This is a genomic window from Streptomyces sp. NPDC002463 (genome assembly GCF_042889835.1).
Classification (GTDB): Bacteria; Actinomycetota; Actinomycetes; order Streptomycetales; family Streptomycetaceae; genus Streptomyces; species Streptomyces nymphaeiformis.
Map to the genome: position 1 here is coordinate 153162 of NZ_JBIARL010000008.1, position 23392 is coordinate 176553.

24 protein-coding genes and 5 tRNA genes are annotated in these 23392 nt (G+C 71.3%); 10 read left to right on the forward strand and 19 right to left on the reverse strand.

From position 1 onward, the window contains the following. Positions 1 to 28: 28 nt before the first annotated feature. Complete coding sequence (locus ACFYX3_RS18155) at positions 29 to 1669, reverse strand: DAK2 domain-containing protein (protein WP_389014215.1); 1641 nt, start codon at positions 1667 to 1669, stop codon at positions 29 to 31. 237 nt (positions 1670 to 1906) lie between these two features. Between ACFYX3_RS18155 and rpmB the strand changes: the two genes are divergently transcribed. After that, positions 1907 to 2092, forward strand: a complete 186-nt coding sequence (gene rpmB / locus ACFYX3_RS18160) for a 50S ribosomal protein L28 (protein WP_003957616.1) — start codon at positions 1907 to 1909, stop codon at positions 2090 to 2092. A gap of 113 nt (positions 2093 to 2205) precedes the next feature. On the opposite strand, the gene thiD is transcribed toward rpmB, so the two are convergent. After that, positions 2206 to 3000 (reverse strand): bifunctional hydroxymethylpyrimidine kinase/phosphomethylpyrimidine kinase, encoded by a 795-nt coding sequence (thiD, locus tag ACFYX3_RS18165; protein ID WP_389014218.1) that lies wholly within the window; start codon positions 2998 to 3000, stop codon positions 2206 to 2208. Next, entirely contained in the window at positions 2997 to 3959 is a 963-nt protein-coding gene (locus tag ACFYX3_RS18170; RefSeq protein ID WP_116158650.1) for a thiamine-phosphate kinase, read from the reverse strand. Before ACFYX3_RS18170 ends, thiD begins: the two co-directional genes overlap by 4 nt. 233 nt (positions 3960 to 4192) lie before the next feature. Here ACFYX3_RS18170 and ACFYX3_RS18175 point away from each other — a divergent pair, with 233 nt between their 5' ends. Next, positions 4193 to 4426, forward strand: a complete 234-nt coding sequence (locus ACFYX3_RS18175) for an Lrp/AsnC family transcriptional regulator (RefSeq protein ID WP_017947604.1) — start codon at positions 4193 to 4195, stop codon at positions 4424 to 4426. A gap of 20 nt (positions 4427 to 4446) precedes the next feature. Beyond that, positions 4447 to 4929, forward strand: coding sequence for a DUF3515 domain-containing protein (locus ACFYX3_RS18180; RefSeq protein WP_389014223.1), 483 nt, complete (start codon positions 4447 to 4449; stop codon positions 4927 to 4929). A gap of 32 nt (positions 4930 to 4961) precedes the next feature. On the opposite strand, the gene ACFYX3_RS18185 is transcribed toward ACFYX3_RS18180, so the two are convergent. From ACFYX3_RS18185 to ACFYX3_RS18195, 3 genes are all read right to left on the reverse strand, one after another. Continuing rightward, a complete protein-coding gene (locus ACFYX3_RS18185) occupies positions 4962 to 6101 on the reverse strand; it encodes a D-alanine--D-alanine ligase family protein (protein ID WP_116158651.1) in 1140 nt (379 codons plus the stop codon). A 67-nt stretch (positions 6102 to 6168) separates the two neighbouring features. After that, on the reverse strand, positions 6169 to 7170 hold the full coding sequence (locus ACFYX3_RS18190; RefSeq protein ID WP_376593853.1) for an NAD(P)H-dependent glycerol-3-phosphate dehydrogenase: 1002 nt from the start codon (positions 7168 to 7170) through the stop codon (positions 6169 to 6171). Further along, positions 7167 to 7919 carry a lysophospholipid acyltransferase family protein gene (locus ACFYX3_RS18195; RefSeq protein WP_385658299.1) on the reverse strand — a complete coding sequence of 251 codons (753 nt, stop codon included), beginning with the start codon at positions 7917 to 7919 and terminating at the stop codon, positions 7167 to 7169. The genes ACFYX3_RS18190 and ACFYX3_RS18195 overlap by 4 nt, the downstream gene beginning before the upstream one ends. Positions 7920 to 8045: 126 nt before the next feature. Between ACFYX3_RS18195 and cofC the strand changes: the two genes are divergently transcribed. Together cofC and ACFYX3_RS18205 are read left to right on the forward strand one after the other, a co-directional pair. Beyond that, positions 8046 to 8711 (forward strand): 2-phospho-L-lactate guanylyltransferase, encoded by a 666-nt coding sequence (gene cofC / locus ACFYX3_RS18200; RefSeq protein WP_389014228.1) that lies wholly within the window; start codon positions 8046 to 8048, stop codon positions 8709 to 8711. 10 nt (positions 8712 to 8721) lie between these two features. Beyond that, the gene (locus tag ACFYX3_RS18205; RefSeq protein WP_030551092.1) at positions 8722 to 8931 is read left to right on the forward strand and encodes a hypothetical protein; all 210 of its coding nucleotides are present in this window, start codon (positions 8722 to 8724) and stop codon (positions 8929 to 8931) included. 72 nt (positions 8932 to 9003) lie between these two features. On the opposite strand, the gene ACFYX3_RS18210 is transcribed toward ACFYX3_RS18205, so the two are convergent. The 4 genes from ACFYX3_RS18210 to leuC all read right to left on the reverse strand — a co-directional run bounded on the left by ACFYX3_RS18210 (position 9004) and on the right by leuC (position 12202). Then, complete coding sequence (locus ACFYX3_RS18210; RefSeq protein WP_376593847.1) at positions 9004 to 9702, reverse strand: HU family DNA-binding protein; 699 nt, start codon at positions 9700 to 9702, stop codon at positions 9004 to 9006. A 143-nt stretch (positions 9703 to 9845) separates the two neighbouring features. Then, a complete protein-coding gene (locus ACFYX3_RS18215; protein ID WP_015036430.1) occupies positions 9846 to 10073 on the reverse strand; it encodes a hypothetical protein in 228 nt (75 codons plus the stop codon). 104 nt (positions 10074 to 10177) lie between these two features. Further along, positions 10178 to 10771, reverse strand: coding sequence for a 3-isopropylmalate dehydratase small subunit (gene leuD / locus ACFYX3_RS18220; protein ID WP_352027762.1), 594 nt, complete (start codon positions 10769 to 10771; stop codon positions 10178 to 10180). A 6-nt stretch (positions 10772 to 10777) separates the two neighbouring features. Then, on the reverse strand, positions 10778 to 12202 hold the full coding sequence (gene leuC / locus ACFYX3_RS18225; RefSeq protein WP_382661703.1) for a 3-isopropylmalate dehydratase large subunit: 1425 nt from the start codon (positions 12200 to 12202) through the stop codon (positions 10778 to 10780). Between the two features lie 140 nt (positions 12203 to 12342). Here leuC and ndgR point away from each other — a divergent pair, with 140 nt between their 5' ends. Then, on the forward strand, positions 12343 to 13059 hold the full coding sequence (gene ndgR / locus ACFYX3_RS18230) for an IclR family transcriptional regulator NdgR (RefSeq protein ID WP_005311436.1): 717 nt from the start codon (positions 12343 to 12345) through the stop codon (positions 13057 to 13059). Between the two features lie 128 nt (positions 13060 to 13187). Here the strand turns inward: ndgR and ACFYX3_RS18235 are convergent. From ACFYX3_RS18235 to ACFYX3_RS18275, 9 genes are all read right to left on the reverse strand, one after another. Beyond that, positions 13188 to 13260, reverse strand: a tRNA-Glu gene (locus ACFYX3_RS18235). Positions 13261 to 13303: 43 nt separating this feature from the next. Further along, positions 13304 to 13375, reverse strand: a tRNA-Gln gene (locus tag ACFYX3_RS18240). Between the two features lie 20 nt (positions 13376 to 13395). After that, positions 13396 to 13468 (reverse strand) — tRNA-Glu (locus tag ACFYX3_RS18245). A 61-nt stretch (positions 13469 to 13529) separates the two neighbouring features. After that, positions 13530 to 13602 (reverse strand) — tRNA-Glu (locus tag ACFYX3_RS18250). A 41-nt stretch (positions 13603 to 13643) separates the two neighbouring features. Then, positions 13644 to 13715: transfer RNA gene (locus ACFYX3_RS18255), tRNA-Gln, on the reverse strand. A 95-nt stretch (positions 13716 to 13810) separates the two neighbouring features. Beyond that, positions 13811 to 14533, reverse strand: coding sequence for an HAD family hydrolase (locus ACFYX3_RS18260; RefSeq protein ID WP_389014234.1), 723 nt, complete (start codon positions 14531 to 14533; stop codon positions 13811 to 13813). 60 nt (positions 14534 to 14593) lie between these two features. Then, positions 14594 to 16069 carry a glutamate--tRNA ligase gene (gltX, locus tag ACFYX3_RS18265; protein ID WP_389014237.1) on the reverse strand — a complete coding sequence of 492 codons (1476 nt, stop codon included), beginning with the start codon at positions 16067 to 16069 and terminating at the stop codon, positions 14594 to 14596. After that, complete coding sequence (locus tag ACFYX3_RS18270) at positions 16062 to 16847, reverse strand: fumarylacetoacetate hydrolase family protein (protein ID WP_041131422.1); 786 nt, start codon at positions 16845 to 16847, stop codon at positions 16062 to 16064. Before ACFYX3_RS18270 ends, gltX begins: the two co-directional genes overlap by 8 nt. Positions 16848 to 16966: 119 nt before the next feature. Then, on the reverse strand, positions 16967 to 17170 hold the full coding sequence (locus ACFYX3_RS18275; RefSeq protein ID WP_352027758.1) for a hypothetical protein: 204 nt from the start codon (positions 17168 to 17170) through the stop codon (positions 16967 to 16969). Between the two features lie 568 nt (positions 17171 to 17738). Here ACFYX3_RS18275 and ACFYX3_RS18280 point away from each other — a divergent pair. The 4 genes from ACFYX3_RS18280 to ACFYX3_RS18295 all read left to right on the forward strand — a co-directional run bounded on the left by ACFYX3_RS18280 (position 17739) and on the right by ACFYX3_RS18295 (position 23102). Beyond that, complete coding sequence (locus tag ACFYX3_RS18280; RefSeq protein WP_389014242.1) at positions 17739 to 21551, forward strand: nitrate- and nitrite sensing domain-containing protein; 3813 nt, start codon at positions 17739 to 17741, stop codon at positions 21549 to 21551. 9 nt (positions 21552 to 21560) lie between these two features. After that, positions 21561 to 21974, forward strand: coding sequence for a roadblock/LC7 domain-containing protein (locus ACFYX3_RS18285; protein WP_015036421.1), 414 nt, complete (start codon positions 21561 to 21563; stop codon positions 21972 to 21974). Between the two features lie 161 nt (positions 21975 to 22135). Next, on the forward strand, positions 22136 to 22540 hold the full coding sequence (locus ACFYX3_RS18290) for a DUF742 domain-containing protein (RefSeq protein ID WP_017235980.1): 405 nt from the start codon (positions 22136 to 22138) through the stop codon (positions 22538 to 22540). Next, positions 22521 to 23102 (forward strand): ATP/GTP-binding protein, encoded by a 582-nt coding sequence (locus tag ACFYX3_RS18295; protein WP_116158662.1) that lies wholly within the window; start codon positions 22521 to 22523, stop codon positions 23100 to 23102. The genes ACFYX3_RS18290 and ACFYX3_RS18295 overlap by 20 nt, the downstream gene beginning before the upstream one ends. The last annotated feature ends 290 nt before the right edge of the window (positions 23103 to 23392 follow it).

The window sequence follows — 23392 nt, forward strand, 5'->3', positions numbered from 1 at the left end:
GCCTGTGGACGACCGCCGGGTCCGTGCCCTATTCCACCCCGATGAGCAGCGGCGGGGCCCCCGCGCCCGCGTGGTACGTGGTGGTGTCGACGGCCAGGTAGCCGCGCCGGACGTGCAGCTCCAGGTCGGGGGCGAGGCCGGGCGGGGTGTCGTCGGCGACGACGAGGGTGACGAGTTCGCCGCCGGCCGAGAGCATGCGGTCCAGGACGGTGCGGGCGGTCTCGGTGAGGTCCTTGCCGATGACGGCGACGTCGCCCTCGATGAGGCCGAGGACGTCGCCGGCCTGGCAGACGCCGGCGGAGGTGAAGGACCGGCGTTCGGCGACGGCGAGTTCGGCGTAGCGGGTGGCTCCGGCGGCGGCCGTCATGGCGACGACGTCCTCGTCGAAGCGCCGGTCGGGTTCGTGGACGGCGAGGGCGGCGATGCCCTGGACGGCGGCCCGGGTCGGGATGAGGGCGACGCGGATGCCCTCGGCCCTGGCTCGTTCGGCGGCGACGGTCGCCGTCTGGCGCAGTTCGGTGTCGTTGGGCAGGAGGACGACCTCGCGCGCGTGCGCCCGCCGGATGGCCTCCAGGAGTTCGTCGCCGGCGGGCGGTTCGCCGGGCCTGCTGCGGACGGTGGTCGCGCCGGCCTCGGCGCAGAGTCCGGCGAGGCCCTCGCCGGGGACGACGGCGACGACCGCGCGCTGGGCGCGTTCCCCGCGTACGGTCACGGCCGCGGCGTCGGCCGCGAAGTGGGTGATGCGGATGCGGTGGGGCCGGCCGGCCTCGACTCCGGCCTCGACGGCGGCGCCCGCGTCGTCGACGTGGACGTGGACGTTCCACAGTCCGTCGCCGCCGACGACGACCAGGGAGTCGCCGAGGGCGTCGAGCCGGGCCCGCAGCAGCTCCACGGCGGCGTCCTCGGCCTCCAGGAGGTAGATCACCTCGTAGGCGGGTCCGGCCTCGCCGTCGCAGGGCGGGGCGGCGGCCGGCACGGCCCGTACGTCCCCGAGGAGCCGTACCCCGCTCGGCGCGGTCTCCGCGGGCTCCGGCGCCCGGCCGCTCACGGTCTCCACGAGCGCGCCGAGGACGGCGAGCAGGCCGCGTCCGCCGGCGTCCACGACCCCGGCCCGGCCGAGTACGTCCAGTTGGCGCGGGGTCGCCTCCAGGGCGGTCCTGGCCCCCTCGTGGGCCCGTGCGGCCACCTCCACGAGGGCGCCGCCGCCCGCACAGCCGTCCGCGGCCGCGGCGGCCACGGTGAGGACGGTGCCCTCCACGGGGTGGGCGACGGCCTGCCGGGCGGCGGTGGAGGCCTCGGCGAGGGCGCGGGCGAGGTGATCACCGTCACGTCCTTCGGCGAGGACCGCGGCCATGCCGCGCAGGAGCTGGGCGAGGATCGTGCCGGAGTTGCCCCGGGCGCCGAGCAGGGCGCCGTGCGCCATGGCCCGTACGGTCTCGGCGGTGTCGGGCGCGGAGACGGTGAAGACGGCCTCGACGGCCTGGTGGGCGGCCTCGGCCGTCAGGTAGAGGTTGGTGCCGGTGTCCCCGTCCGCGACCGGGTAGACGTTGATCGCGTCGATCTCCTCGCGCTCCCGTCCGAGGGCGTCGAGGGCCCGCGCGCACCAGGTGCGGACCGCTGCGGCGTCGAGCTCGACGAGCTCCTCGTCGGGCTGAAGGGCTCGCGACAACGGGGGGTCCTCCTTCGGCGGTGAGCTCACCGCAGGGTAGACCGGGGGTGGCCCGCTCGTGACCGGGGCCCGGGGCGAGGTCCGCGGAGACCATGGTAGTTTCGTTCCACGGAAGCAGGCGTTGTATGCTGCTTCGGTTGCCCGGTTCAAACCGGGCCGTTCCCCGGCAAGCCACTTCAGACTCCTGATTCCGGTGCGCCGGATTTCACTGTAATTCTGAAGTCTTTGGAGTGACCCGTGGCTGCCAACTGCGACGTCTGCGGCAAGGGGCCGGGCTTCGGCAACAACATTTCGCACTCGCACCGCCGTACGTCCCGTCGCTGGAACCCGAACATCCAGCGCGTGCGTGCCGTGGTCGGTCGGACGCCGAAGCGGCTCAACGTCTGCACCTCGTGCATCAAGGCCGGCAAGGTCTCGCGCTAATCGCGACGTTCTGTCGTAGCGCAGCCCCTGCGGTTGCCTTGAAAGGCCGGTTCACCTCGGTGAACCGGCCTTTTGCCATGCCCGGAAACGTATCCGGAAGCCGGTGGGCTCCCTCAGCGCGTCCGCCAGCCGTGGTCCACCGGGCCGATGCCCGACCCCAGCGCGAATCCGGCCGCGATCGCCCCGGTCACATACGCCTTCGCCTCCCGCACCGCCTCCGGCACGGCCAGTCCCCCGGCGAGTCCCGACGCGACCGCCGAGGCGAGCGTGCAGCCCGTCCCGTGGGTGTGCCGGTTGTCGTACCTGGGGGCGTACAGCCAGTGCTCCTCGGTGCCGTCGGTGAGCAGGTCCACGACCTCGGCGAAGTCTCCGGGGAGGTGGCCGCCCTTGATCAGTGCCCAGCGCGGCCCGTACGCGAGGATCGCCTCGGCCGCCCTTCGCATTCCGGCCTCGTCCTCGACCACCAGGCCCGTGAGCTGCGTCACCTCGTCCAGGTTGGGCGTGGCGACGGTCGCGGCTGGCAGCAGCTTCGTACGGACCGAGTCGAGCGCGGCCTCGGCCAGGAGCGGGTCGCCGTGCTTGGAGACCCCGACCGGGTCGACGACCACGGGGGCCTCCACAGAGGCGAGGAGCTCGGCGACGGTCTCCACGAGCGGGGCCGAGGCGAGCATGCCGGTCTTCACCGCCTGGACGCCGATGTCGTCGACGACGGCCCGGAACTGGGCCCGCACGGCCTCCGCGGGAAGCTCCCAGACGCCCTGGACGCCCCGCGAGTTCTGGGCGGTGACGGCGGTGACGACGCTCATGCCGTGGACGCCGAGCGCGAGCATCGTCTTCAGGTCGGCCTGGATGCCGGCGCCGCCGCCGGAGTCGGATCCGGCGACGGTCAGCACGAGGGGCGGATTCACTCCGTCTCTCCGAAGTGGTCCCAGCCGCCCACGCTGTGCCAGGGCGCGCCGTCCACGGTGACCTGCGGCAGCGCCGAGGGGTGGAGGACCTCGCCGATGACCTTCCAGCGGGCGGGGAGCTTCACGTCCGGCGGGAAGGTGGCCACGATGGCGTGGTCCTCTCCCCCGGTGAGCACCCACTGCATGGGGTCGACGCCGACGGCCTGGCCGATGTCGTTCATCTGGGTGGGGATGTCGATGAGGCCCGAGCGCAGGTCGATGCGGACCTTGCTGGCCTCGGCGATGTGCCCGAGGTCGGCGATGAGGCCGTCGCTGACGTCGCACATGGCGGTGGCGCCGAGCCCCGCGGCGGCCGGGCCCGCGTGGTACGGCGGCTCGGGCCTGCGGTGGGCCTCGACGAAGGCGCGCGGGGAGCGGAAGCCGCGGGAGAGGACCGCGTATCCGGCGGCGGACCAGCCGAGCCAGCCGGTGTAGGCGACGACGTCGCCGGGCTGGGCTCCCCCCCGGGTGACCGGGTCGTGGTTGCGGAGGTCGCCGAGTGCGGTGATGGAGACCATGATCGTGTCGCCGCGTACGACGTCTCCGCCGACCACCGCCGCGCCCGCGACCTGACATTCGTCGCGCAGTCCGTCCATCAATTCCGTGGGCCATGTCACAGGGAGTTCGGCGGGGACGACGAGGCCGAGGAGGAGCGCGGTGGGCACCGCGCCCATGGCCGCGATGTCGGCGAGGTTCTGTGCGGCGGCCTTGCGGCCGACGTCGTACGCCGTCGACCAGTCGCGGCGGAAGTGACGTCCTTCGAGCAGGATGTCCGTGCTGGCCACCACGCGCCGGTCGGGCGCGGAGACGACCGCGGCGTCGTCGCCGGGCCCGATCCGTACCGCCGGGGTGGAGGTGAGCCGGGACGTGAGCTCCCTGATGAGCCCGAACTCGCCCAGCTCTCCGACTGTGCCCTTCACCGCGTCTCACCTCGTGTCTTCGTGCCGGCGAGCGGGCGGGGGCGCGTCTGGGCGCGCCGCGGGTCGCGGGCCGTCACCGTGCTGGGTACCGTCAAGTAGACCGTCAACTTCTGTCCTGCGTACGCCACACCCCGAGCGCCTCCGGACGCGCGGGTCTCCCCGTGGCCCGCGGCGACGCGGTACCGTGGCGTCCCTTTCTCCCACAAGATCCTCGTGGTCGCCCTGGAGGTTCCGTGGTTCAGGCGTACATCCTCATCCAGACCGAGGTGGGCAAGGCGTCGACCGTCGCCGACACCATCTCCAAGATCCCGGGGGTCATCCAGGCCGAAGACGTCACAGGCCCGTACGACGTGATCGTGCGCGCGCAGGCGGACACCGTCGACGAGCTGGGCCGCATGGTGGTCGCCAAGGTCCAGCAAGTGGACGGCATCACGCGCACCCTCACCTGCCCGGTCGTTCATCTGTAGCCCCCGTCTACGCTTGGCCGGTGACGTCTTCCCACCGGCCCTTCGGCCTGCCCGCCGCCGTCGCGGCCGCCGTCCTGCTGTCGGCCGCCGCCGGGTGCTCCTCGCCGGACGCCACGGCGTCCGTCGTGGTCCCGAACCCGCCGGCGGAGGAGGCCGCCTTCTGCCAGGCGCTGGCGAAGGAGCTTCCCGACACCGTGGCGGGTCTGGCGCGGAGTGACCCGGAGCCCGGCTCCGAGTTGACCGCCGGGTGGGGTGACGGTGCGATCGTACTGCGCTGCGGGGTCCCCCGGCCCGAAAAGATGAGCGACCCGAAGGCGCAGGCCGTCGAGGCGAACGGCGTCAACTGGATGCTGGAGCGCCCCGAGGGCAGCGGGCCGCGCTTCACCTCGACGTATCGGAAGGCGTACGTCGAGGTGACGCTCGACGAGCGGTACGCGCACGACGCCACGCCGCTCGCGGATCTCGCCGCCCCGGTGCGCAAGGCGGTGCCGCCGAGCCTCTGAGAGGCGCGGCGGCACGGGGCCGTGCTTCTTGGTCAGCGCAGGCCCGTGGAGCGGGTCAGCGCGGCCTGGATGAGCCGGTCGACGAGCTCGGGGTAGCTGACGCCGCTCTCCTGCCACATGCGCGGGTACATGGAGATGGGCGTGAAGCCCGGCATGGTGTTGATCTCGTTGATGACGAAGTCGCCGTCCTCGGTGAGGAAGAAGTCGGCGCGGACCAGGCCCTCGCAGGACACGGCCTCGTAGGCGAGGACGGCGAGGCGCTGGACCTCGGCGGTGGCCTCGTCCCCGATGGGGGCGGGCACGATGCCGGAGGCCGAGTCGATGTACTTGGCCTCGAAGTCGTAGAAGTCGTGGTTCGTGACCGGCGGGATCTCGGCCGGGACGCTGGCGCGCGGGCCGTCCTCGAACTCCAGGACGCCGCACTCGATCTCGCGGCCGCGCAGCAGCGACTCGACGAGGATCTTGGGGTCGTGGCGGCGGGCCTCCTCGATGGCCTCGTCCAGGCCGGAGAGGTCGTCGACCTTGGTGATGCCCATGGAGGAGCCGCCGCGGGCCGGCTTCACGAAGAGCGGCCAGCCGTGGTCGGCGGCGAACTCGACGATCTTCTTGCGGGCGGCGGCGGGGTTCTGCTCCCACTCGCGCGGCCGGATGACCTCGTACGGGCCGACCGGGAGGCCGAAGGAGGTGAAGACCCGCTTCATGTACTCCTTGTCCTGGCCGACGGCGGAGGCGAGGACGCCCGCGCCGACGTAGGGGACGCCGGAGAGCTCCAGGAGGCCCTGGAGGGTGCCGTCCTCGCCGTAGGGGCCGTGGAGCATCGGGAAGACCACGTCGACCTCGCCGAGGGCCGTGGGGACCTGCCCCGGCTCGGTGAGGACGACCTCGCGGCTGGACGGGTCGACGGGGAGGACGACGCCGCCCTGCTCGGACTCGGCCAGTTCGGCGACGTTGGGCAGCTTCCGGTCGGCGATCGCCATCCGCTCGGGGGCGTCGGCGGTGAGCGCCCAGCGCCCGTCCGTCGTGATGCCGATGGGCAGCACGTCGTACTTGTCCCGGTCGATGGCGCTCAGGACGGCGCCCGCCGTGACGACGGAGATGGCGTGCTCGGAGCTGCGGCCGCCGAAGACGACGGCCACGCGCGGCTTGCGGGGGCTCTGGGTGTTCTCGCTCATATCGCGATGAGCGTACCTTGCGACTCCCGAACTGCTGAGCGCCCCGCTGTCGCCGCGCGCGTACGGCTCAGCGGCGCTCGGGCTTGGCCGAGCGCGACATCAGTTCCTTGAGCGCGACGACGGGCGGCTTGCCGTCGTGGACGATCGAGACGACGGTCTCGGTGATGGGCATGTCGACGCCGTGGCGGCGGCCCAGATCGAGCACGGACTCGCAGGACTTGACGCCCTCGGCGGTCTGCTTGGTGGCCGCGATGGTCTCCTGGAGGGTCATCCCGCGGCCGAGGTTGGTGCCGAAGGTGTTGTTCCGGGAGAGCGGCGAGGAGCAGGTGGCGACGAGGTCGCCGAGGCCCGCGAGGCCGGAGAAGGTCAGCGGGTCGGCGCCCATGGCGAGGCCGAGGCGGGTGGTCTCGGCGAGGCCGCGGGTGATGAGCGTGGCCTTGGAGTTGTCGCCGAGGCCCATGCCGTTGGCGATGCCGACGGCGAGGCCGATGACGTTCTTGACGGCGCCGCCGAGCTCGCAGCCCACCACGTCGGTGTTGGTGTACGGGCGGAAGTACGGGGTCATGCAGGCGGTCTGGAGCCGCTGGGCGACCGTCTCGTCGGAGCAGGCGACGACGGCGGCGGCGGGCTGCCGGGCGGCGATCTCCTTGGCCAGGTTGGGGCCGGTGAGGACGGCGACGCGGTCGGCGGGCACGTCGGCGACCTCGGTGATGACCTCGCTCATCCGCTTGGCGGTGCCGAGTTCGACGCCCTTCATGAGGGAGACGAGGACGGTGTCGGGGGCGAGGAGCGGCTTCCAGGCGGCGAGGTTGCCGCGCAGGGTCTGGGAGGGGACGACGAGGACGGTGAAGTCGGCGTCCGCGGCGGCCTCGGCGGCGTCCGCGGTGGCCGTGATCCCCTTCGGGAGTTCGACGCCCGGCAGGTAGTCGGGGTTGGTCCGGGTGGTGTTGATCTCCTCGGCGAGCTCGGCGCGGCGGCCCCAGAGGCTCACCTCGCAGCCCGCGTCGGCGAGCACCATCGCGAAGGCGGTGCCCCAGGATCCGTTGCCGAAGACGGCGGCCTTGGTCACTTGGTGCCCTCCCCGGCGGCCTTGCGCCGCTGCTCCAGGCGGGCCTTGCGGTGGTCGTACAGCTCGGCGGGGGCCTTCTCGCCGCGGACCTCCTCCAGGAGGGCGGTGATGGCGGCCATGATGACCTCGGTGGCCTCGCGCAGGACCTCCGGCGTCGGCTCCAGGCCGTCGAAGCGGGAGAGGTCGACGGGCGGTCCCGCCTGCACGATCAGCGTCTTGCGGGGGAACAGGCGGAGCTTGTTCTCCTTCGCGTACGGCGGCATCGCGAGGTTCGCGCCCCACTGGGCCACCGGGATGACGGGGACCTTGGTGAGCAGCGCGACGCGGGCGGCACCGGTCTTGCCGGCCATGGGCCACATCTCGGGGTCGCGGGTGAGGGTGCCCTCCGGGTAGAAGGCGACGCACTCGCCGCGCTCGATGGCCTCGACGGCGGCGCGGAAGGCGTCGAGCGCGTTGGTCGTCTCGCGGTAGACGGGGATCTGCCCGGTGTTCCGGAGCATGGTGGCGACGAAGCCGCCCTTGAAGAGGCCCGCCTTGGCGAGGAAGCGCGGGACGCGACCGGTGTTGTACTGGTAGTGCGCGTACGACAGCGGGTCCAGGTAGGAGTTGTGGTTGACCGCGGTGATGAAACCGCCGTCGGCCGGAATGTGCTCCATGCCGCGCCAGTCCCGCTTGAACAGAACCACCAGGGGGGGTTTGGCGATGACCGCCGCGAGGCGGTACCAGAAGCCGATTCTGCGGCGGGGCACTCGGACACCTTTCTCCGGGACTGGCTGGCAGGGGGTCAAGTGTCGCCCCATGCTCCTGCTCTGTCGAGTGACACCGTACGCCCCGAGGCCTGGGGCGTACCGCGTGGGCGGGACAGAATGACTTCGATGAAGACGCTGCCCCCGGTGCGCACCGGCGCCGACGACGGCTGGTCCCTGGTCGTCCCCCTGAAGCCCCTCGCCCTGGCGAAGAGCAGGCTCGCCGCGGCGGCGGGCGCGCGGCTGCGGCCCCGGCTCGCGCTGGCGTTCGCCGAGGACACCGTGGGCGCGGTGCTGAACTGCGCGCGCGTGCGCGATGTGGCGGTCGTCACGGACGATCCGGTGGCCGGCGCGGCGCTCGCGGCGCTCGGCGCGCGGATCGTGCCGGACTCCCCCGCGGCGGGGCTCAACGCGGCGCTCGCGCACGGGGCCCGTGCCGTGCGGGCCGGGCGGCCGCACGCGCGCGTGGCGGCGCTCAACGCGGACCTTCCGGCGCTGCGGCCCGAGGAGCTGGCGCGGGTCCTGGACGCGGCCGGCAATTTTCCGAGGGCTTTTCTCGCGGATGCCGCCGAAATAGGTACGACATTCCTCTCGGCGGCTCCGGGGGTGGAATTGGAACCGGCATTCGGGGGCGCGTCGAGGCTGCGACATTTGTCTTCGGGGGCGGTGGAAATCGGGCTCGCCGGGGTGGATTCCGTACGCCGGGACGTGGACACCGGGGAGGATCTGGCGGCGGCCCTGGCCCTGGGGCTCGGTCCGCGGACGGCCGCACGGTGGCTGACGGCGGCCGGATAGGCTGCGGTCCATGCAGGCGACCGCGTTCACGTACGACCCCGAGACCCGCAGCGGCAGTGTGCTGCTCGACGACGGCACCCCCGTGGAGTTCGGGGCGGAGGCCTTCGAGGCGGGCGGGCTGCGACTGCTGCGGCCGGGGCAGCGGGTGCGGATCGAGGCCGAACCCGGCACCTCGGGCGCGGGGCTGCGGATCACGCTGGTGACGCTGCAGACGTTCTGAGCAGGCCGGAGGACGCGCCGCGGGCCGGGCTCCCCAGGGGGAGCCCGGCCCGGCGGGTCGGTACCGCGCGTCCTACTTCTTGGCGGCGGTCTTCTTGGCGGCGGTGGTCTTGCGCGCCGTCGTCTTCTTGGCGGGCGCCTTCTTCGCCGTGGCCTTCTTGGCCGGAGCGGTCTTCTTGGCGACCGTCTTCTTGGCGGCGGCGGCCGTCGTGGCCTTCTTCGCGGCGGCGGTGGTCTTCTTCGCCGCGGCCGTCGTGGCCTTCTTCGCGGGCGTCGCCTTCTTCGCGGCGGCCGTGGTGGCCTTCTTCGCGGCGGCGGTGGTCTTCTTCGCCGCGGCCGTCGTGGCCTTCTTCGCGGGCATCGCCTTCTTCGCGGCGGCCTTCTTGGCGGTGGTGGCCTTCTTCGCGGCGGCCTTCTTCACGGTCGCGGAGGCGCCACCGGTGAGGCTGCCCTTGGGGGCCTTCTTGACGGAGACCTCGCCGCCCTTGGGGAGCTTCTTCGAGCCGCTGACCAGGTCCTTGAAGCCCTGACCTGCACGGAAGCGCGGGACGGAGGTCTTCTTGACCCGGACGCGCTCACCCGTCTGCGGGTTGCGGGCGTAGCGGGCCGGACGGTCGACCTTCTCGAACGAGCCGAAACCCGTGACCGAGACCCGGTCGCCGGACACCACGGCACGCACGATGGCGTCGAGCACGTGGTCGACGGCATCGGCGGCCTGCTGACGACCGCCCATCTTGTCGGCAATCGCTTCTACGAGCTGCGCCTTGTTCACGTCTTCCCCTTCGGAGACATTGCCAGAACGAAAGTGTTCAAGCTTTTTCGCACGTTAGGCATGTATATACCGCAAATCAAACACGAAACGGTCTAATCACCCTAGTGCCGCAACGCGGAAGTGCCGTTGCGGAGTTCCTGGTGTCAGTCGTCCTCTGGGAATCGGCCCTCATCGAGGTCCTTCATCAACCGGTCGAGACGCGTTGCCGCGTCCTTGAGATCGTGCTTCGCCGCGGCCGTGACGACCAGCAGCTTCCGGGACAGCGCCATCCTTACGCCCTCCGGGACTTGCAGTGAGCGCACCCTTGTGTGCGCTTCCTTCAATCGGGCGGCGACTGCCTCGTAGAGCTCGAGTTGGCTGTCGCGTTCCATGCACCGATTGTGCCATCTAGGGCGAGTTGTCGCCCGACAGGGTCTCAACAAGCGACTGCGCCCCCCACCGGGCGGTGGGGGGCGCAGTCGTGGAAAAGCGCTGCTCAGACCGTAATTGTACGGGGCTTGAAGGCCGGTCGAGCCGCCTCGTAGGCCGCGATGTCGGCTTCGTTCTGAAGGGTGAGGCTGATGTCGTCGAGCCCGTTCAGCAGACGCCAGCGGGCGTTCTCGTCGAGCTCGAAGTCGGCGTCGATCCCTTCGGCCAGGACCTTGCGGGCCTCCAGGTCGACGGTGATCTCGGCGGTCGGGTCGGCCTCGGTCAGCTCCCAGAGAGCGTCCACCGTCTCCTGCGGGAGGACGACGGTCAGCAGGCCGTTCTTCAGCGAGTTGCCGCGGAAGATGTCGGCGAACCGGGAGGAGATGACCGCCTGGAAGCCGTAGTTCTGGAGCGCCCAGACGGCGTGCTCGCGGGAGGAGCCGGTGCCGAAGTCGGGGCCGGCGACCAGGACCGTGGCGCCCTGCCGCTCGGGGCGGTTGAGGACGAACTCGGAGTCCTTGCGCCAGGCCTCGAAGAGACCGTCCTCGAAGCCGTCGCGGGTGACCTTCTTGAGCCAGTGCGCCGGGATGATCTGGTCGGTGTCGACGTTGCTGCGGCGCAGCGGGACGGCCCGGCCGGTGTGCGTGGTGAAAGCTTCCATGGTTCCTCAGACCCCCGCGGTGGTGGCGACGTCGGACAGATCGGCCGGGGAGGCCAGGTGGCCGAGGACGGCGGTGGCGGCGGCGACCTGGGGGGAGACCAGGTGCGTCCGGCCGCCCTTGCCCTGCCGGCCCTCGAAGTTGCGGTTGGAGGTGGACGCGGAGCGCTCACCCGGAGCCAGTTGGTCGGGGTTCATGCCCAGGCACATCGAGCAGCCCGCGTGCCGCCATTCGGCGCCGGCCTCCTTGAAGACCTTGTCCAGGCCCTCCTCGACGGCCTGCAGGGCGACCCGGACCGAACCGGGGACGACCAGCATGCGGACGCCGTCGGCGACCTTGCGGCCCTCCAGCAGGGAGGCCGCGTTCCGCAGGTCCTCGATGCGGCCGTTGGTGCAGGAGCCTACGAAGACGGTGTCGACCTTGATGTCCCGCAGCGGCTGCCCGGCGGTCAACCCCATGTACTCCAGGGCCTTTTCGGCGGCGAGGCGCTCCGAAGCGTCTTCGTACGAAGCCGGGTCGGGGACGTTCGCCGAAAGCGGCGCGCCCTGGCCGGGGTTGGTGCCCCAGGTGACGAACGGCGCCAGGGAGGCGGCGTCGATGACGACCTCGGCGTCGAAGACCGCGTCCTCGTCGGACTTCAGGGTCTTCCAGTACGCGACGGCGGCGTCCCAGTCCTCGCCCTCGGGGGCGTGGGCGCGGCCCTTCAGGTAGTCGAAGGTGGTCGCGTCGGGGGCGATCATGCCCGCGCGGGCGCCGGCCTCGATCGACATGTTGCAGATGGTCATCCGGGCCTCCATCGAGAGCTTCTCGATGGCGGAGCCGCGGTACTCCAGGATGTAGCCCTGGCCGCCGCCGGTGCCGATCTTCGCGATGATCGCCAGGATCAGGTCCTTGGCGGTGACGTCCTCGGGCAGCTCGCCGTCGACGGTGATCGCCATGGTCTTCGGGCGGGCCAGCGGCAGCGTCTGGGTGGCGAGCACGTGCTCGACCTGGCTGGTGCCGATGCCGAACGCCAGCGCGCCGAAGGCGCCGTGCGTGGAGGTGTGCGAGTCGCCGCAGACCACCGTGGTGCCCGGCTGGGTCAGGCCCAGCTGCGGTCCCACGACGTGGACGACGCCCTGCTCGACGTCGCCCAGCGGGTGCAGCCGGACGCCGAACTCGGCACAGTTCTTGCGGAGGGTCTCCAGCTGCGCGCGGGAGACCGGGTCCGCGATCGGCTTGTCGATGTCGAGGGTCGGGGTGTTGTGGTCCTCGGTGGCGATGGTGAGGTCGAGGCGCCGCACCTGCCGGCCGTTCTGCCGGAGGCCGTCGAAGGCCTGGGGGCTGGTCACCTCGTGCAGCAGGTGCAGATCGATGAAGAGGAGGTCGGGCTCGCCCTCGGCGCGCCGGACGACGTGGTCGTCCCAGACCTTCTCCGCGAGTGTCCTACCCATCGCTTTCCCTCCGGCCGGCGGCTGCGCCGGCACAACTAGAGACCCGTTCCGCGGGCCGTTGTGCGGCCGCATCACCAGGGTCACAGGTTCCGAGAAAAATTGAACTTGCGTTTCACAGAGTGAGACGCGAATATCGTTGCATGGACAACTCTAGCGGCGTAGGCGTTCTCGACAAGGCAGCCCTTGTCCTGAGCGCCCTGGAGTCCGGTCCGGCCACCCTCGCAGGACTGGTCGCGGCGACGGGACTCGCACGACCCACGGCCCATCGACTGGCCGTGGCACTGGAACACCACCGGATGGTGGCGCGTGACATGCAGGGCCGGTTCATCCTCGGACCGCGCCTGGCGGAGCTCGCCGCCGCGGCCGGCGAGGACCGCCTGCTCGCGACCGCGGGCCCGGTTCTGACGCATCTGCGCGATGTCACCGGCGAGAGCGCCCAGCTCTACCGGCGCCAGGGCGACATGCGCATCTGCGTGGCGGCGGCCGAGCGGCTCTCGGGCCTGCGGGACACGGTCCCGGTCGGCTCGACGCTGACCATGAAGGCCGGCTCGTCCGCGCAGATCCTGATGGCCTGGGAGGAGCCCGAGCGGCTGCACCGCGGCCTCCAGGGCGCCCGCTTCACGGCGACGGCCCTGTCGGGCGTACGGCGCCGCGGCTGGGCCCAGTCGATCGGCGAGCGGGAGCCGGGCGTCGCGTCCGTCTCCGCGCCCGTACGCGGCCCCTCGAACCGCGTCGTGGCCGCCGTGTCGGTCTCGGGTCCCATCGAGCGTCTGACGCGCCACCCCGGCCGCATGCACGCCCAGGCGGTCATCGACGCCGCCGCCCGTCTCTCCGAGGCGCTCCGCCGCAACGGCTGACGCCTCCCTGTTCACCTGTACGTTCCCGGCCCACCGCTCCAACGCCGCAGCGGTGGGCCGGAGTTGTGTGCGCGGGACCGGGAACAGCGAAGAAGCCCTCCCCCGAAGGGAAGGGCTTCCTCGTCTTGTACCCCCGACCGGATTCGAACCGGCGCTACCGCCTTGAGAGGGCGGCGTGCTAGGCCGCTACACAACGGGGGCGCGGATCTTGCAGGCGTTTAATGTACACCGCCGCAGATCCAAGCTGGTCTACCAGGACTCGAACCTAGACTAACTGAACCAGAATCAGTCGTGCTGCCAATTACACCATAGACCAAAGTGGTTTAGACCAACTCGTACCCCCGACCGGATTCGAACCGGCGCTACCGCCTTGAGAGGGCGGCGTGCTAGGCCGCTACACAACGGGGGCCCTAGCGATCCTGCATCGGGTTCACCGGGAGCTACCCAGGTGATCCCGCGGGAAGGATCTGTACCCCCGACCGGATTCGAACCGGCGCTACCGCCTTGAGAGGGCGGCGTGCTAGGCCGCTACACAACGGGGGCTTTGTGGATGCCAATCCACGGTTGCAGATGAGCTCTGCGAGCTGGCCTACCTGGACTCGAACCAAGACTAACTGAACCAGAATCAGTCGTGCTGCCAATTACACCATAGGCCACCGGGACTCGATCACTTCGAGAAGCGATCTTGTTCGGCTTGCGCTTCCGGGGCTTTCCGGCCTTTCGGCCCGTTCCCCTCGGCGCAGAAAGAACATTACCCGAAGGTGGACGGTGCTCCAAAACGCGTATCCGCACGCAGCAGCGCGGGCAGCTGTCGGAGGTCGGTGATCCGGGTCAGCTCGGGCCTCCCGCCGGTCCCCGCGCGGTCCAGCCAGATGCCCCGCAGGCCCGCCCCCACGGCGCCGCGGGCGTCGATGTCCGGCTGGTCCCCGACGTACGCCACCTGGTCGGGACGCAGGCCCAGGGCGGCACAGGCGGCGTGGAACGCCTCCGGGGCCGGCTTGGCCACCCCGAGCTCGGCGGCGCACACCACGGCCTCGAAGCGGTCCCGTACGCCCAGCGCGCGGAGCTTGTGGTCCTGGTTGTGGATGCTGGAGTTGGACAGCACGCCGTGACGGTAGTCACGGGCGAGCAGGTCGAGGACGGGCACGGTGTCGGGGAAGAGCTCCCAGGCGGCCTCGTAATGGACCACGTACCGGTCGAACCAGTCGTCGGCCTCGGCGGCGGTGAGCCCCGGCCGGCCGAGGAAGTCCCGCACGCGCTCGCGCCGCTGCTCCCGGAAGTCCCCGCCCTCGGCCTCGTACCGGCGCCAGTGCAGCTCCGTGAGCTCCTTCCAGCGCCCCAGGGCCTCCTCGACGGAGCCCCAGGCCTCGAGCAGCCCCTCGGCCGCGAGATGCGCCCGCATCCCGGTCCGGTCGGCGCTCGCGTAGTCGAAGATCGTGTCGTCGATGTCCCAGAGCACCGCGCGGATGGTCATGGAGACGACGGTACCCCCGTCCCGGGCGCGGGACGGGGGTACCGGTGCGTACGGCGCGGATCAGCCGGCGAGCTTCGCCAGGGTCGCGTCGATGCGGGCCAGGGTCTTCTCCTTGCCCAGGATCTCCAGGGACTCGAAGAGCGGCAGGCCGACCGTGCGGCCGGTGACGGCGACGCGGACCGGGGCCTGCGCCTTGCCGAGCTTGAGGCCGTGGGCCTCGCCGGCGGCCAGGACGGCGTTCTTCAGGGACTCCGGGTCGCTCCAGTCGGCCGCGTCGAGCTTCTCGCGGGCGGTGGTGAGCAGGGCCGCGGGCTCGCCCTTCATGGCCTTGTCCCACGAGGGCTGGTCGAAGACCGGCTCGGGCAGGAACAGGAAGTCCACGTTGGCCGTGATGTCCGAGAGGACGGTCAGGCGGGTCTGGGCGTGCGGCGCGATGGCCTCCCAGGCGGCCTTGTCGAAGTCCTCGGGCGCCCAGGGGGCGTGCGGGGCCTGCAGCCAGGGCTCGCAGGCCGCGGCGAAGTCCTCGACCTTGAGCATCCGGATGTGGTCGGCGTTGATCGACTCGGCCTTCTTGAGGTCGAAGCGCGCCGGGTTGGCGTTGACGTCGGCGATGTCGAACTTCGCCACCATCTCGGGGATGGTGAAGAGGTCCTGGTCGGCCGAGAAGGACCAGCCGAGGAGCGACAGGTAGTTGAGCAGGCCCTCGGGGAGGAAGCCGCGCTCCCGGTAGAGGTTGAGGGAGGCCTGCGGGTCGCGCTTGGAGAGCTTCTTGTTGCCCTCGCCCATCACGTACGGCAGGTGGCCGAAGGAGGGGATCTCCTTGGCGATGCCGAGCTCGATCAGCGCCTTGTAGAGCGCGACCTGGCGCGGGGTGGAGGAGAGCAGGTCCTCGCCGCGCAGGACGTGGGTGATCTCCATGAGGGCGTCGTCGACCGGGTTGACGAGGGTGTAGAGCGGGGCGCCGTTGGCCCGGAGGATGCCGTAGTCCGGCACGTTCTCCGGGGTGAAGGTGAGCTCGCCGCGGACCAGGTCGGTGAAGGTGATCGGCTCGTCGGGCATCCGGAAGCGGACGATCGACGCGCGGCCCTCGGCCTCGTACGCGGCCTTCTGCTCGTCGGTGAGGTCGCGGCAGTGGCCGTCGTAGCCGGAGGGGCGGCCGGCGGCGCGGGCGGCCTCGCGGCGCTCGTCGAGCTCCTCGGTGGTGCAGTAGCAGGGGTACGCGTACCCGCCGGCGAGCAGCTTGCCGGCGACGTCCTTGTAGATGTCCATCCGCTGCGACTGGCGGTACGGCTCGTGCGGGCCGCCGACCTCGGGGCCCTCGTCCCAGTCGAGGCCGAGCCACTTCAGCGAGTCGAGGAGCTGGTTGTACGACTCCTCGGAGTCGCGCGCAGCGTCGGTGTCCTCGATGCGGAAGACCATGGTGCCCTGGTTGTGCCGGGCGAAGGCCCAGTTGAAGAGGGCGGTGCGGACCAGGCCCACGTGGGGGTTGCCGGTCGGGGAGGGACAGAAACGGACGCGGATGTTCGCGTTAGCCACGCTTGATCACCTTGTTGGTGAGAGTGCCGATGCCTTCGATGGTGACGGCGACCTCGTCGCCGACGTTGAGGGGGCCGACCCCGGCGGGGGTGCCGGTGAGGATGACGTCGCCGGGGAGCAGCGTCATGGCCTCGGTGATGTGGACGACCAGGTCCTCGATGGAGCGGATCATGTCGCTCGTCCGACCCAGCTGGCGTTGTTCGCCGTTGACCGTGGCCTGGATGGTCAGGTCGCTCGGGTCGAGGTCGGTCTCCACCCAGGGGCCCAGCGGGCAGGAGGTGTCGAAGCCCTTCGCGCGGGCCCACTGCTTCTCGCGCTGCTGCGCGTCGCGGGCGGTGACGTCATTGGCGCAGGTGTAGCCGAAGATGACGTCCTTCACGCGCTCGCGGGGCACCTCGCGGCACATGCGGCCGATGACCACGGCCAGTTCGGCCTCGTGGTGCAGCTCGTTGGAGAAGGAGGGGTACTCGATGGCGTCGCCGGGGCCGATCACCGAGGTGGTGGGCTTGAAGAAGGCGACGGGGACGTCGGGGACCTCGTTGCCGAGTTCGGCGGCGTGCTCGGCGTAGTTGCGGCCGATGGCCACGACCTTGTTGGGGAGCACGGGCGGCAGGAGCCGTACCTTGCTCAGCGGGACCTTGGTGCCGCTGAGCTCGAAGTCGGTGTACGGGATGCCCTTGATGATGTCGAGGACGAGGCCGCCGGACTCGACGGTTCCCTCGCCCTCGACCGCGCCGAAGGCCACATTGCCGTCGATGGAGAATCTGGCGATGCGCACGAGTGCTGTCGCCCCTCACTTGGTGCTGGCTGGAGTCTGACGCTCCAGGCTAACGCGGCGAGAGGGCGGTCGACCGGCGTTATCACCGGTGCCTATGGGTGGGGGCGGGCCCGGGGGGACTAGCGCGTCGCGGAGGCGTACGGCTGGGGCTCGTAGGGGGCCGGGGCCTGCATCAGGATCGTGCGGCGCGGGTTGGCCGTGTTGCCGGGCAGCTCCGCGGCGTACTCCGGCTGGGCACCCCGGCCGAGCTCTGCGGCGTCCGCGAGGTGGACGAGGGTGGAACGGCGGGGGTTGGCCGTGGTGCGGAGCGTCGTCGTCTTCATCGCGCTGATCAGACCTTGTTCCGGGAGGGGCGCCCGTACGGGCGCGAAGCGGTGTAAAGCGCCAGGCTAAACACGCTCTTCCCTTCGAATGCATGGCTGAGACATCGATCCGCGTGTGAGTTTGCTCACCACTCGGGTCTCATTCCGGGCATTACGGACCGTCTCCGGTCGTCACGGAAAGGGACATTCCGCCACTGAATGAGTCATTCCGCTCCTGATCATGGCGACTGGGACACACGGGGACGCCCGACCATTGGGACTGAAAAGTCCGAATCCTCCGCGATCATCTTCTACATGGGGTGACACGTCGTGCACGCTTTGTCATACCCCTCCCGCCACGACACGCGGCCCTTGTTGGAGATCCGGCACTGTGCTGGAATTCCACGCACCGCCGCGGGTTTCAAGCCGGCGCGCAGGGGGCGCAACGCAGCGCCGGCCGAGTGGCGGGAAAGGGGGAACTGCGCCGGTCACCGACGACCACCTAGGGTGCTCCACACACCCCGATCGACGCCGACACCGTCCTCTCCGTTCATCCGGAAGGGCGCCTGGTCCAGAGGTTGCGACGCTAGTGCAGGGACGTTTCAAGAGGGATGGCTCAGGGTCCTCCCAGGCCCGCCAGGGCCGAGCGGATGCTCCGGCGGAGCAGGAACCGCGTGCCGGGACCGACCGCGGTCCCTCGGCCTCGCACACCCCGAACCAGGGTCAGGGACCGTCCGGCGAGGGCGGCGACAAGGGCGGCAGGCGCGCGAGCGCCGCGGCCTCGTCCGCCGAGTCCGCCGCCGCACCCCCCAAGGTCCGGGCCGAGAACGAGGTCGGGCCCCGAATAGCCCTGCGCAACTGGCGCATCTCCACGCGCCTCGTCGCGCTCCTCACCCTCCCCGTGGTCGCGGCGACCACCCTGGGCGGCATCCGCATCAGCGACTCGCTCCAGGACATGGAGCAGCTCGACCACATGCAGCTGCTCACCAAGCTGACCCGTGAGGCGACCGGCCTCGCGCAGGCCCTGCAGGCCGAGCGCGACCTGTCCGCGGGCCCGCTGGCCAACGGCCGCCCGGTCAGCGACTACCAGGTCGCCAACCCGCGCCGGAAGACGGACCGCGAGTACAAGGCCTTCCTCGACGCCACCGAGGACATCCCGGCCACCGAGGGCGACGAGGCGCTGCGCAGCATCCGCCAGAACGTCAGCCAGATCGCCTCGCAGGTCACCGAGCTCCACTCCATCCGGGGCGCCGCCTACGAGAAGGGCGTGTCCCACTCGGTGACGGTCGAGGCGTACAGCCGCCTCATCCGCTCGCTGCTCAGCCTGTCCCAGGACATGGCGCAGGCGACCAGCAACCCCGAGATGATCAAGCGGACCCGCGCGCTCGCCGCGTTCTCGTCCGCCAAGGAGTACGCCTCCATCCAGCAGGCGATCATCGCCGCCGCGCTCCCGCCGAGCGACCGGACCGCCGGACGGATCCAGCAGGGTGACCGCCTCTACGGCGAGGCCGCCCTCAACAGTGAGGCCGTCGAGCTCAAGTCGTTCCAGGCGATCTACGAGTCCACCGGCGGTGACGCCGCCGAGCGGACCGAGTCGCTGAACAGCGGCGACCCGTCGATCAACGCCGCGAACAAGTACGCCGAGCGCGTGCTGAACTCGGACGACGCGATGCCCACCGGCGTCAAGCGCGGTCACCTGAACTTCACCGACGAGTACAGCACCAAGATCTCCGCCATGAACCGCATCGAGGCGGGTCTGCTCGGCGACATGGAGACGATGGCCCGTGAGCTGAAGCAGGAGTCGCAGCGCGACGCCATCATCAACGGTGCGCTGATCCTCCTCGTCCTCGGCGTCTCGCTCATCGGCGCCTTCGTCGTGGCCCGGTCCATGATCCGGTCGCTGCGGCGACTCCAGGACACCGCGACCAAGGTCGCCCAGGACCGCCTGCCGGAGCTCGTCAAGCAGCTCTCCGAGTCCGACCCGCAGGACGTCGACACCTCCGTCGAGTCCGTCGGTGTGCACTCCCGGGACGAGATCGGCCAGGTGGCCGCGGCCTTCGACGACGTGCACCGCGAGGCGGTCCGCCTCGCCGCCGAGCAGGCCCTCCTCCGGGGCAACGTCAACGCGATGTTCACCAACCTCTCGCGGCGTTCCCAGGGCCTCATCCAGCGTCAGCTCTCGCTCATCTCCGAGCTGGAGTCCCGCGAGGCCGACCCGGACCAGCTGTCCTCGCTGTTCAAGCTCGACCACCTCGCGACCCGTATGCGCCGGAACGGCGAGAACCTCCTCGTCCTCGCCGGCGAGGAGCCGGGCCGCCGCTGGACCCGCCCGGTCCCGCTGGTCGACGTCCTCCGTGCCGCCGCCTCCGAGGTGGAGCAGTACGAGCGCATCGAACTGGCCGCGGTCCCGGCGACCGAGGTCGCCGGCCGGGTCGTCAACGACCTCGTGCACCTCCTCGCCGAGCTCCTCGAGAACGCCACCTCGTTCTCCTCCCCGCAGACCAAGGTCCGGGTCACCGGTCACGCCCTGCCCGACGGCCGCGTGCTCGTCGAGATCCACGACACCGGCATCGGCCTCTCCCCCGAGGACCTCGCCGCGATCAACGAGCGGCTCGCCTCGCCGCCCACCGTGGACGTCTCGGTCTCGCGCCGCATGGGTCTGTTCGTGGTCGGCCGCCTGTCCCTGCGACACGGCATCCGGATCCAGCTGCGCCCGTCCGACTCGGGCGGCACCACCGCGCTCGTCATGCTCCCCGTCGACGTCGCCCAGGGCGGCAAGAAGCCCATGCCCAAGCCGGGCGCGGGCGGTCAGGGCCAGATGCCGCAGGGTGCCTCCGCCCCCGGCGGCCGTCTCCCCGGCGGTCCCGGCGCGGCCGGTGGCCCCGGTGGCGGACGTCCCGGCCAGGGCGGTGCCCCGTCCTCGACGGCCGGCCGTCTCGGCGCCGGTGCCGGTGCCGCGCGCGGTCAGGTCGGTGCGGGCGGTCCCCGGGCCGCGCTGCCCGCCCGTGACGGTGCGCCGCTCGCCGGCGGCCCGCAGGGCGCGCCGCAGTCCCGCACCCCGCAGCCGCAGAACGCGGCCCTGGAGCAGACCGGTCAGCTGCCGCAGATCCCGCAGGCTCCCCAGTCGCCCGACGCGCTGCGTCCGGGCCCCGGCGGAGGCGGCCTGATCGGCGGCGCCGCGAGCGCCATCCCGTCCCGTACGGACGTGTGGGGCAACCAGTCGGCCCCGCAGGCACCGCAGCAGCAGGCGCAGCAGCCGCAGGGCAACCAGCAGGCCGGGTACGACTTCCCGCGTGCCGAGCTGCCCGGCGGTGCTCCGCAGCAGCAGCGTCCGCAGGCCGCGAGCTGGGGCAACGACCCGCAGCAGCAGCCGGTCCGGCGCCCGCAGCAGGAGATGTCCCCGCTGGACGCCCCGCGCGGTCACGAGGAGCCGGAGTCGGCGGGCCTGTTCGGCGCGCCGCAGGGCCCCGGTTCCACGGGCCAGTTCCCGCGCCCGGACTTCGGTGCCCCGCAGCAGCAGCAGCCGCAGCCGCAGGTCCCGCAGCAGCAGGCCTACCAGCAGGACCCGGCGTCGACGGCGCAGTTCCCGCGCCCCGACTTCGGTGCCCCGCAGGGTCCCGGCTCCACCGGCCAGTTCCCGCGCCCGGACTTCGGTGCCCCGCAGCAGCAGCCGCAGGCCCCGCAGCCCCAGGCGTACCAGGGCGGCCAGCAGCAGCAGTTCGGCCAGGAGCAGCAGTTCGGCCGGCAGCCCTTCGTGCCGCAGGCGCAGCAGCAGGCCCAGCCGCCGGCGCCGCGGCAGCGGGGCGGCAACGACTTCGGTGCCCCGCGTCCGGCCGAGTCGGCCGTACGGCAGCAGCCGCAGCAGCCGCAGCTCCAGCAGCCGCGCCGTCCGGAGGCCCTGCCGCCGGCCGGTGGCGCGCGTGACGGCCGTACCCCGCAGTACGACGCGCTGGGGTCCGACTGGGCGCAGCAGGGGCAGCCGCAGCCGCAGGGCTACCAGGCGGACCTGACGCAGACGATGCAGACCCCGGTCGTCTCGCAGCCGTCCGCTCCGGCACCCCGCCCGGCCGCCGACCCGGCCGGTGACGGCGGCCGCCAGAACGGGGCCGCCTGGCGGACCTCGCCCAACGACGAGCTGGTGCGCCAGGCGGAGCGGGTGCGCAAGCCCGCGGCCGGCGGCGTCACCACCTCCGGTCTTCCGCGCCGTGTGCCGAAGGCCAACCTCGTACCCGGGACCGCACAGGAGCAGGCCCACACGGCCGGCCCCCAGGTCTCGCGTGCACCCGACGACGTCCGCGGCCGGCTCACCAATCTGCGCCGCGGCATTCAGCAGGGCCGCCAGGCCGGCAACTCGACCACGGGTAGCCACCACCTCGGTCCGAACCATCAGCAGGAGCGTTAGTTGAACGCGATGAGCCAGGCGGCGCAGAATCTGAACTGGTTGATCACCAACTTCGTGGACAACACCCCCGGGGTGTCCCACACGGTGGTGGTCTCCGCCGACGGACTCCTGCTGGCCATGTCCGAAGGATTCCCCCGCGACCGCGCCGACCAGCTGGCGGCGGTCGCATCCGGACTGACCTCGCTGACCGCGGGCGCGTCCCGGATCTTCGAGGGCGGTCCCGTGGCACAGACCGTGGTGGAGATGGAGCGCGGCTTCCTCTTCCTCATGCAGGTCTCCGACGGCTCCTCGCTGGCCGTGCTCGCCCACCCCGAGTGCGACATCGGCCTCGTGGGCTACGAGATGGCGCTGCTGGTCGACCGGGCCGGCAGCGTCCTCACCCCGGATCTCCGTGCGGAGCTCCAGGGCAGCCTGCTCCACTAGGTCACGCACACCGGACACCCCACGTTCGCACGACCGACCGACCGACAGGGCGGTACGCCCCTCCGTACCGCCCTGGCACTGTTCATCGTCCGGCCGCCCCACCCGGCCCCCCACCGGCCCCATCAGACGGCAGAAGTCTTGCTGTCACGCCCGGAGGATTCATGACCCCGCCCCCCGCCTCTCACGATCCGTACGGCGCATCAGTCGACGAGTACGGACATGAGGGCGACCAGCCGCTGGTGCGTCCGTACGCGATGACCGGCGGCCGGACCCGGCCGCGCTACCAGCTCGCCATCGAGGCGCTGGTCAGCACTACGGCCGACCCGGCGCACCTCGCCACGCTCCTTCCGGAGCACCAGCGGATCTGCCACCTCTGCCGCGAGGTCAAGTCGGTGGCCGAGGTGTCGGCCCTCCTGTCGATGCCGCTCGGTGTCGCCCGGATCCTCGTGGCCGACCTGGCGGAGGCCGGCATGGTGGCGATCCACCAGCCGGGCAACGGAGAGACCGGCGGCACGCCGGACGTGACACTGCTCGAAAGGGTGCTCAGTGGACTTCGCAAGCTCTAGCGGCGGCGCGGCCAGATCGACCACCAGCGCGAAGATCGTGGTGGCGGGCGGCTTCGGCGTGGGCAAGACCACGTTCGTCGGCGCCGTCTCGGAGATCAACCCGCTGCGTACCGAAGCCGTCATGACCTCCGCGTCGGCCGGCATCGACGACCTCACGCACACCGGCGGCAAGACGACGACGACCGTCGCCATGGACTTCGGCCGCATCACGCTCGACCAGGACCTGATCCTGTACCTCTTCGGTACGCCCGGTCAGGACCGCTTCTGGTTCATGTGGGACGACCTCGTCCGCGGCGCCATCGGCGCCGTCGTGCTGGTCGACACCCGCCGCCTGGCGGACTGCTTCCCCGCGGTCGACTACTTCGAGAACTCGGGCCTGCCGTTCGTCATCGCCCTCAACGGCTTCGACGGCAACCAGCCCTACCAGCCGGAGGAGGTGCGCGAGGCCCTCCAGATCGGCCCCGACACCCCCATCATCACCACCGACGCCCGCCACCGCGCGGACGCCAAGAGCGCGCTCATCACGCTCGTCGAGCACGCCCTCATGGCCCGCCTCAAGTAACGGGACGGCCCAGGGCAGTTGTCATATGCCTCTGCCAGGGGCGGTCTGTGGCCTTCGACACGGCCGCCCCCGGGTTCATAACATTTCGACAGAGAATTGGGGCGCCTCGGACACCCGACGCATCCGATCGGTGTCACTGCGCTCACCTGAGCCCCGCCTTTTGGCGGGGCTCGCTCTTTATGCCCGTTTTATACGAGGCCTGGACCACTGAAAGCGGTCGCTTCCCACTGTTTGGAACCGACCCCCTTCACGTGCTGCAATTCATGAACTCCCGAGTAGTACGGCCCTGA

Bases quoted from the DNA above. Each gene is read 5' to 3' on its own strand.
- ACFYX3_RS18185 (WP_116158651.1), bottom strand. From the start codon at position 6,101: ATGAGCGAGAACACCCAGAGCCCCCGCAAGCCGCGCGTGGCCGTCGTC.
- ACFYX3_RS18215 (WP_015036430.1), bottom strand. From the start codon at position 10,073: ATGGAACGCGACAGCCAACTCGAGCTCTACGAGGCAGTCGCCGCCCGA.
- ndgR (WP_005311436.1), top strand. From the start codon at position 12,343: ATGGACAACTCTAGCGGCGTAGGCGTTCTCGACAAGGCAGCCCTTGTC.
- ACFYX3_RS18290 (WP_017235980.1), top strand. From the start codon at position 22,136: ATGACCCCGCCCCCCGCCTCTCACGATCCGTACGGCGCATCAGTCGAC.
- ACFYX3_RS18275 (WP_352027758.1), bottom strand. From the start codon at position 17,170: ATGAAGACGACGACGCTCCGCACCACGGCCAACCCCCGCCGTTCCACC.
- ACFYX3_RS18260 (WP_389014234.1), bottom strand. From the start codon at position 14,533: ATGACCATCCGCGCGGTGCTCTGGGACATCGACGACACGATCTTCGAC.
- leuC (WP_382661703.1), bottom strand. From the start codon at position 12,202: ATGGGTAGGACACTCGCGGAGAAGGTCTGGGACGACCACGTCGTCCGG.
- ACFYX3_RS18285 (WP_015036421.1), top strand. From the start codon at position 21,561: ATGAGCCAGGCGGCGCAGAATCTGAACTGGTTGATCACCAACTTCGTG.
- cofC (WP_389014228.1), top strand. From the start codon at position 8,046: ATGAAGACGCTGCCCCCGGTGCGCACCGGCGCCGACGACGGCTGGTCC.
- ACFYX3_RS18205 (WP_030551092.1), top strand. From the start codon at position 8,722: ATGCAGGCGACCGCGTTCACGTACGACCCCGAGACCCGCAGCGGCAGT.
- leuD (WP_352027762.1), bottom strand. From the start codon at position 10,771: ATGGAAGCTTTCACCACGCACACCGGCCGGGCCGTCCCGCTGCGCCGC.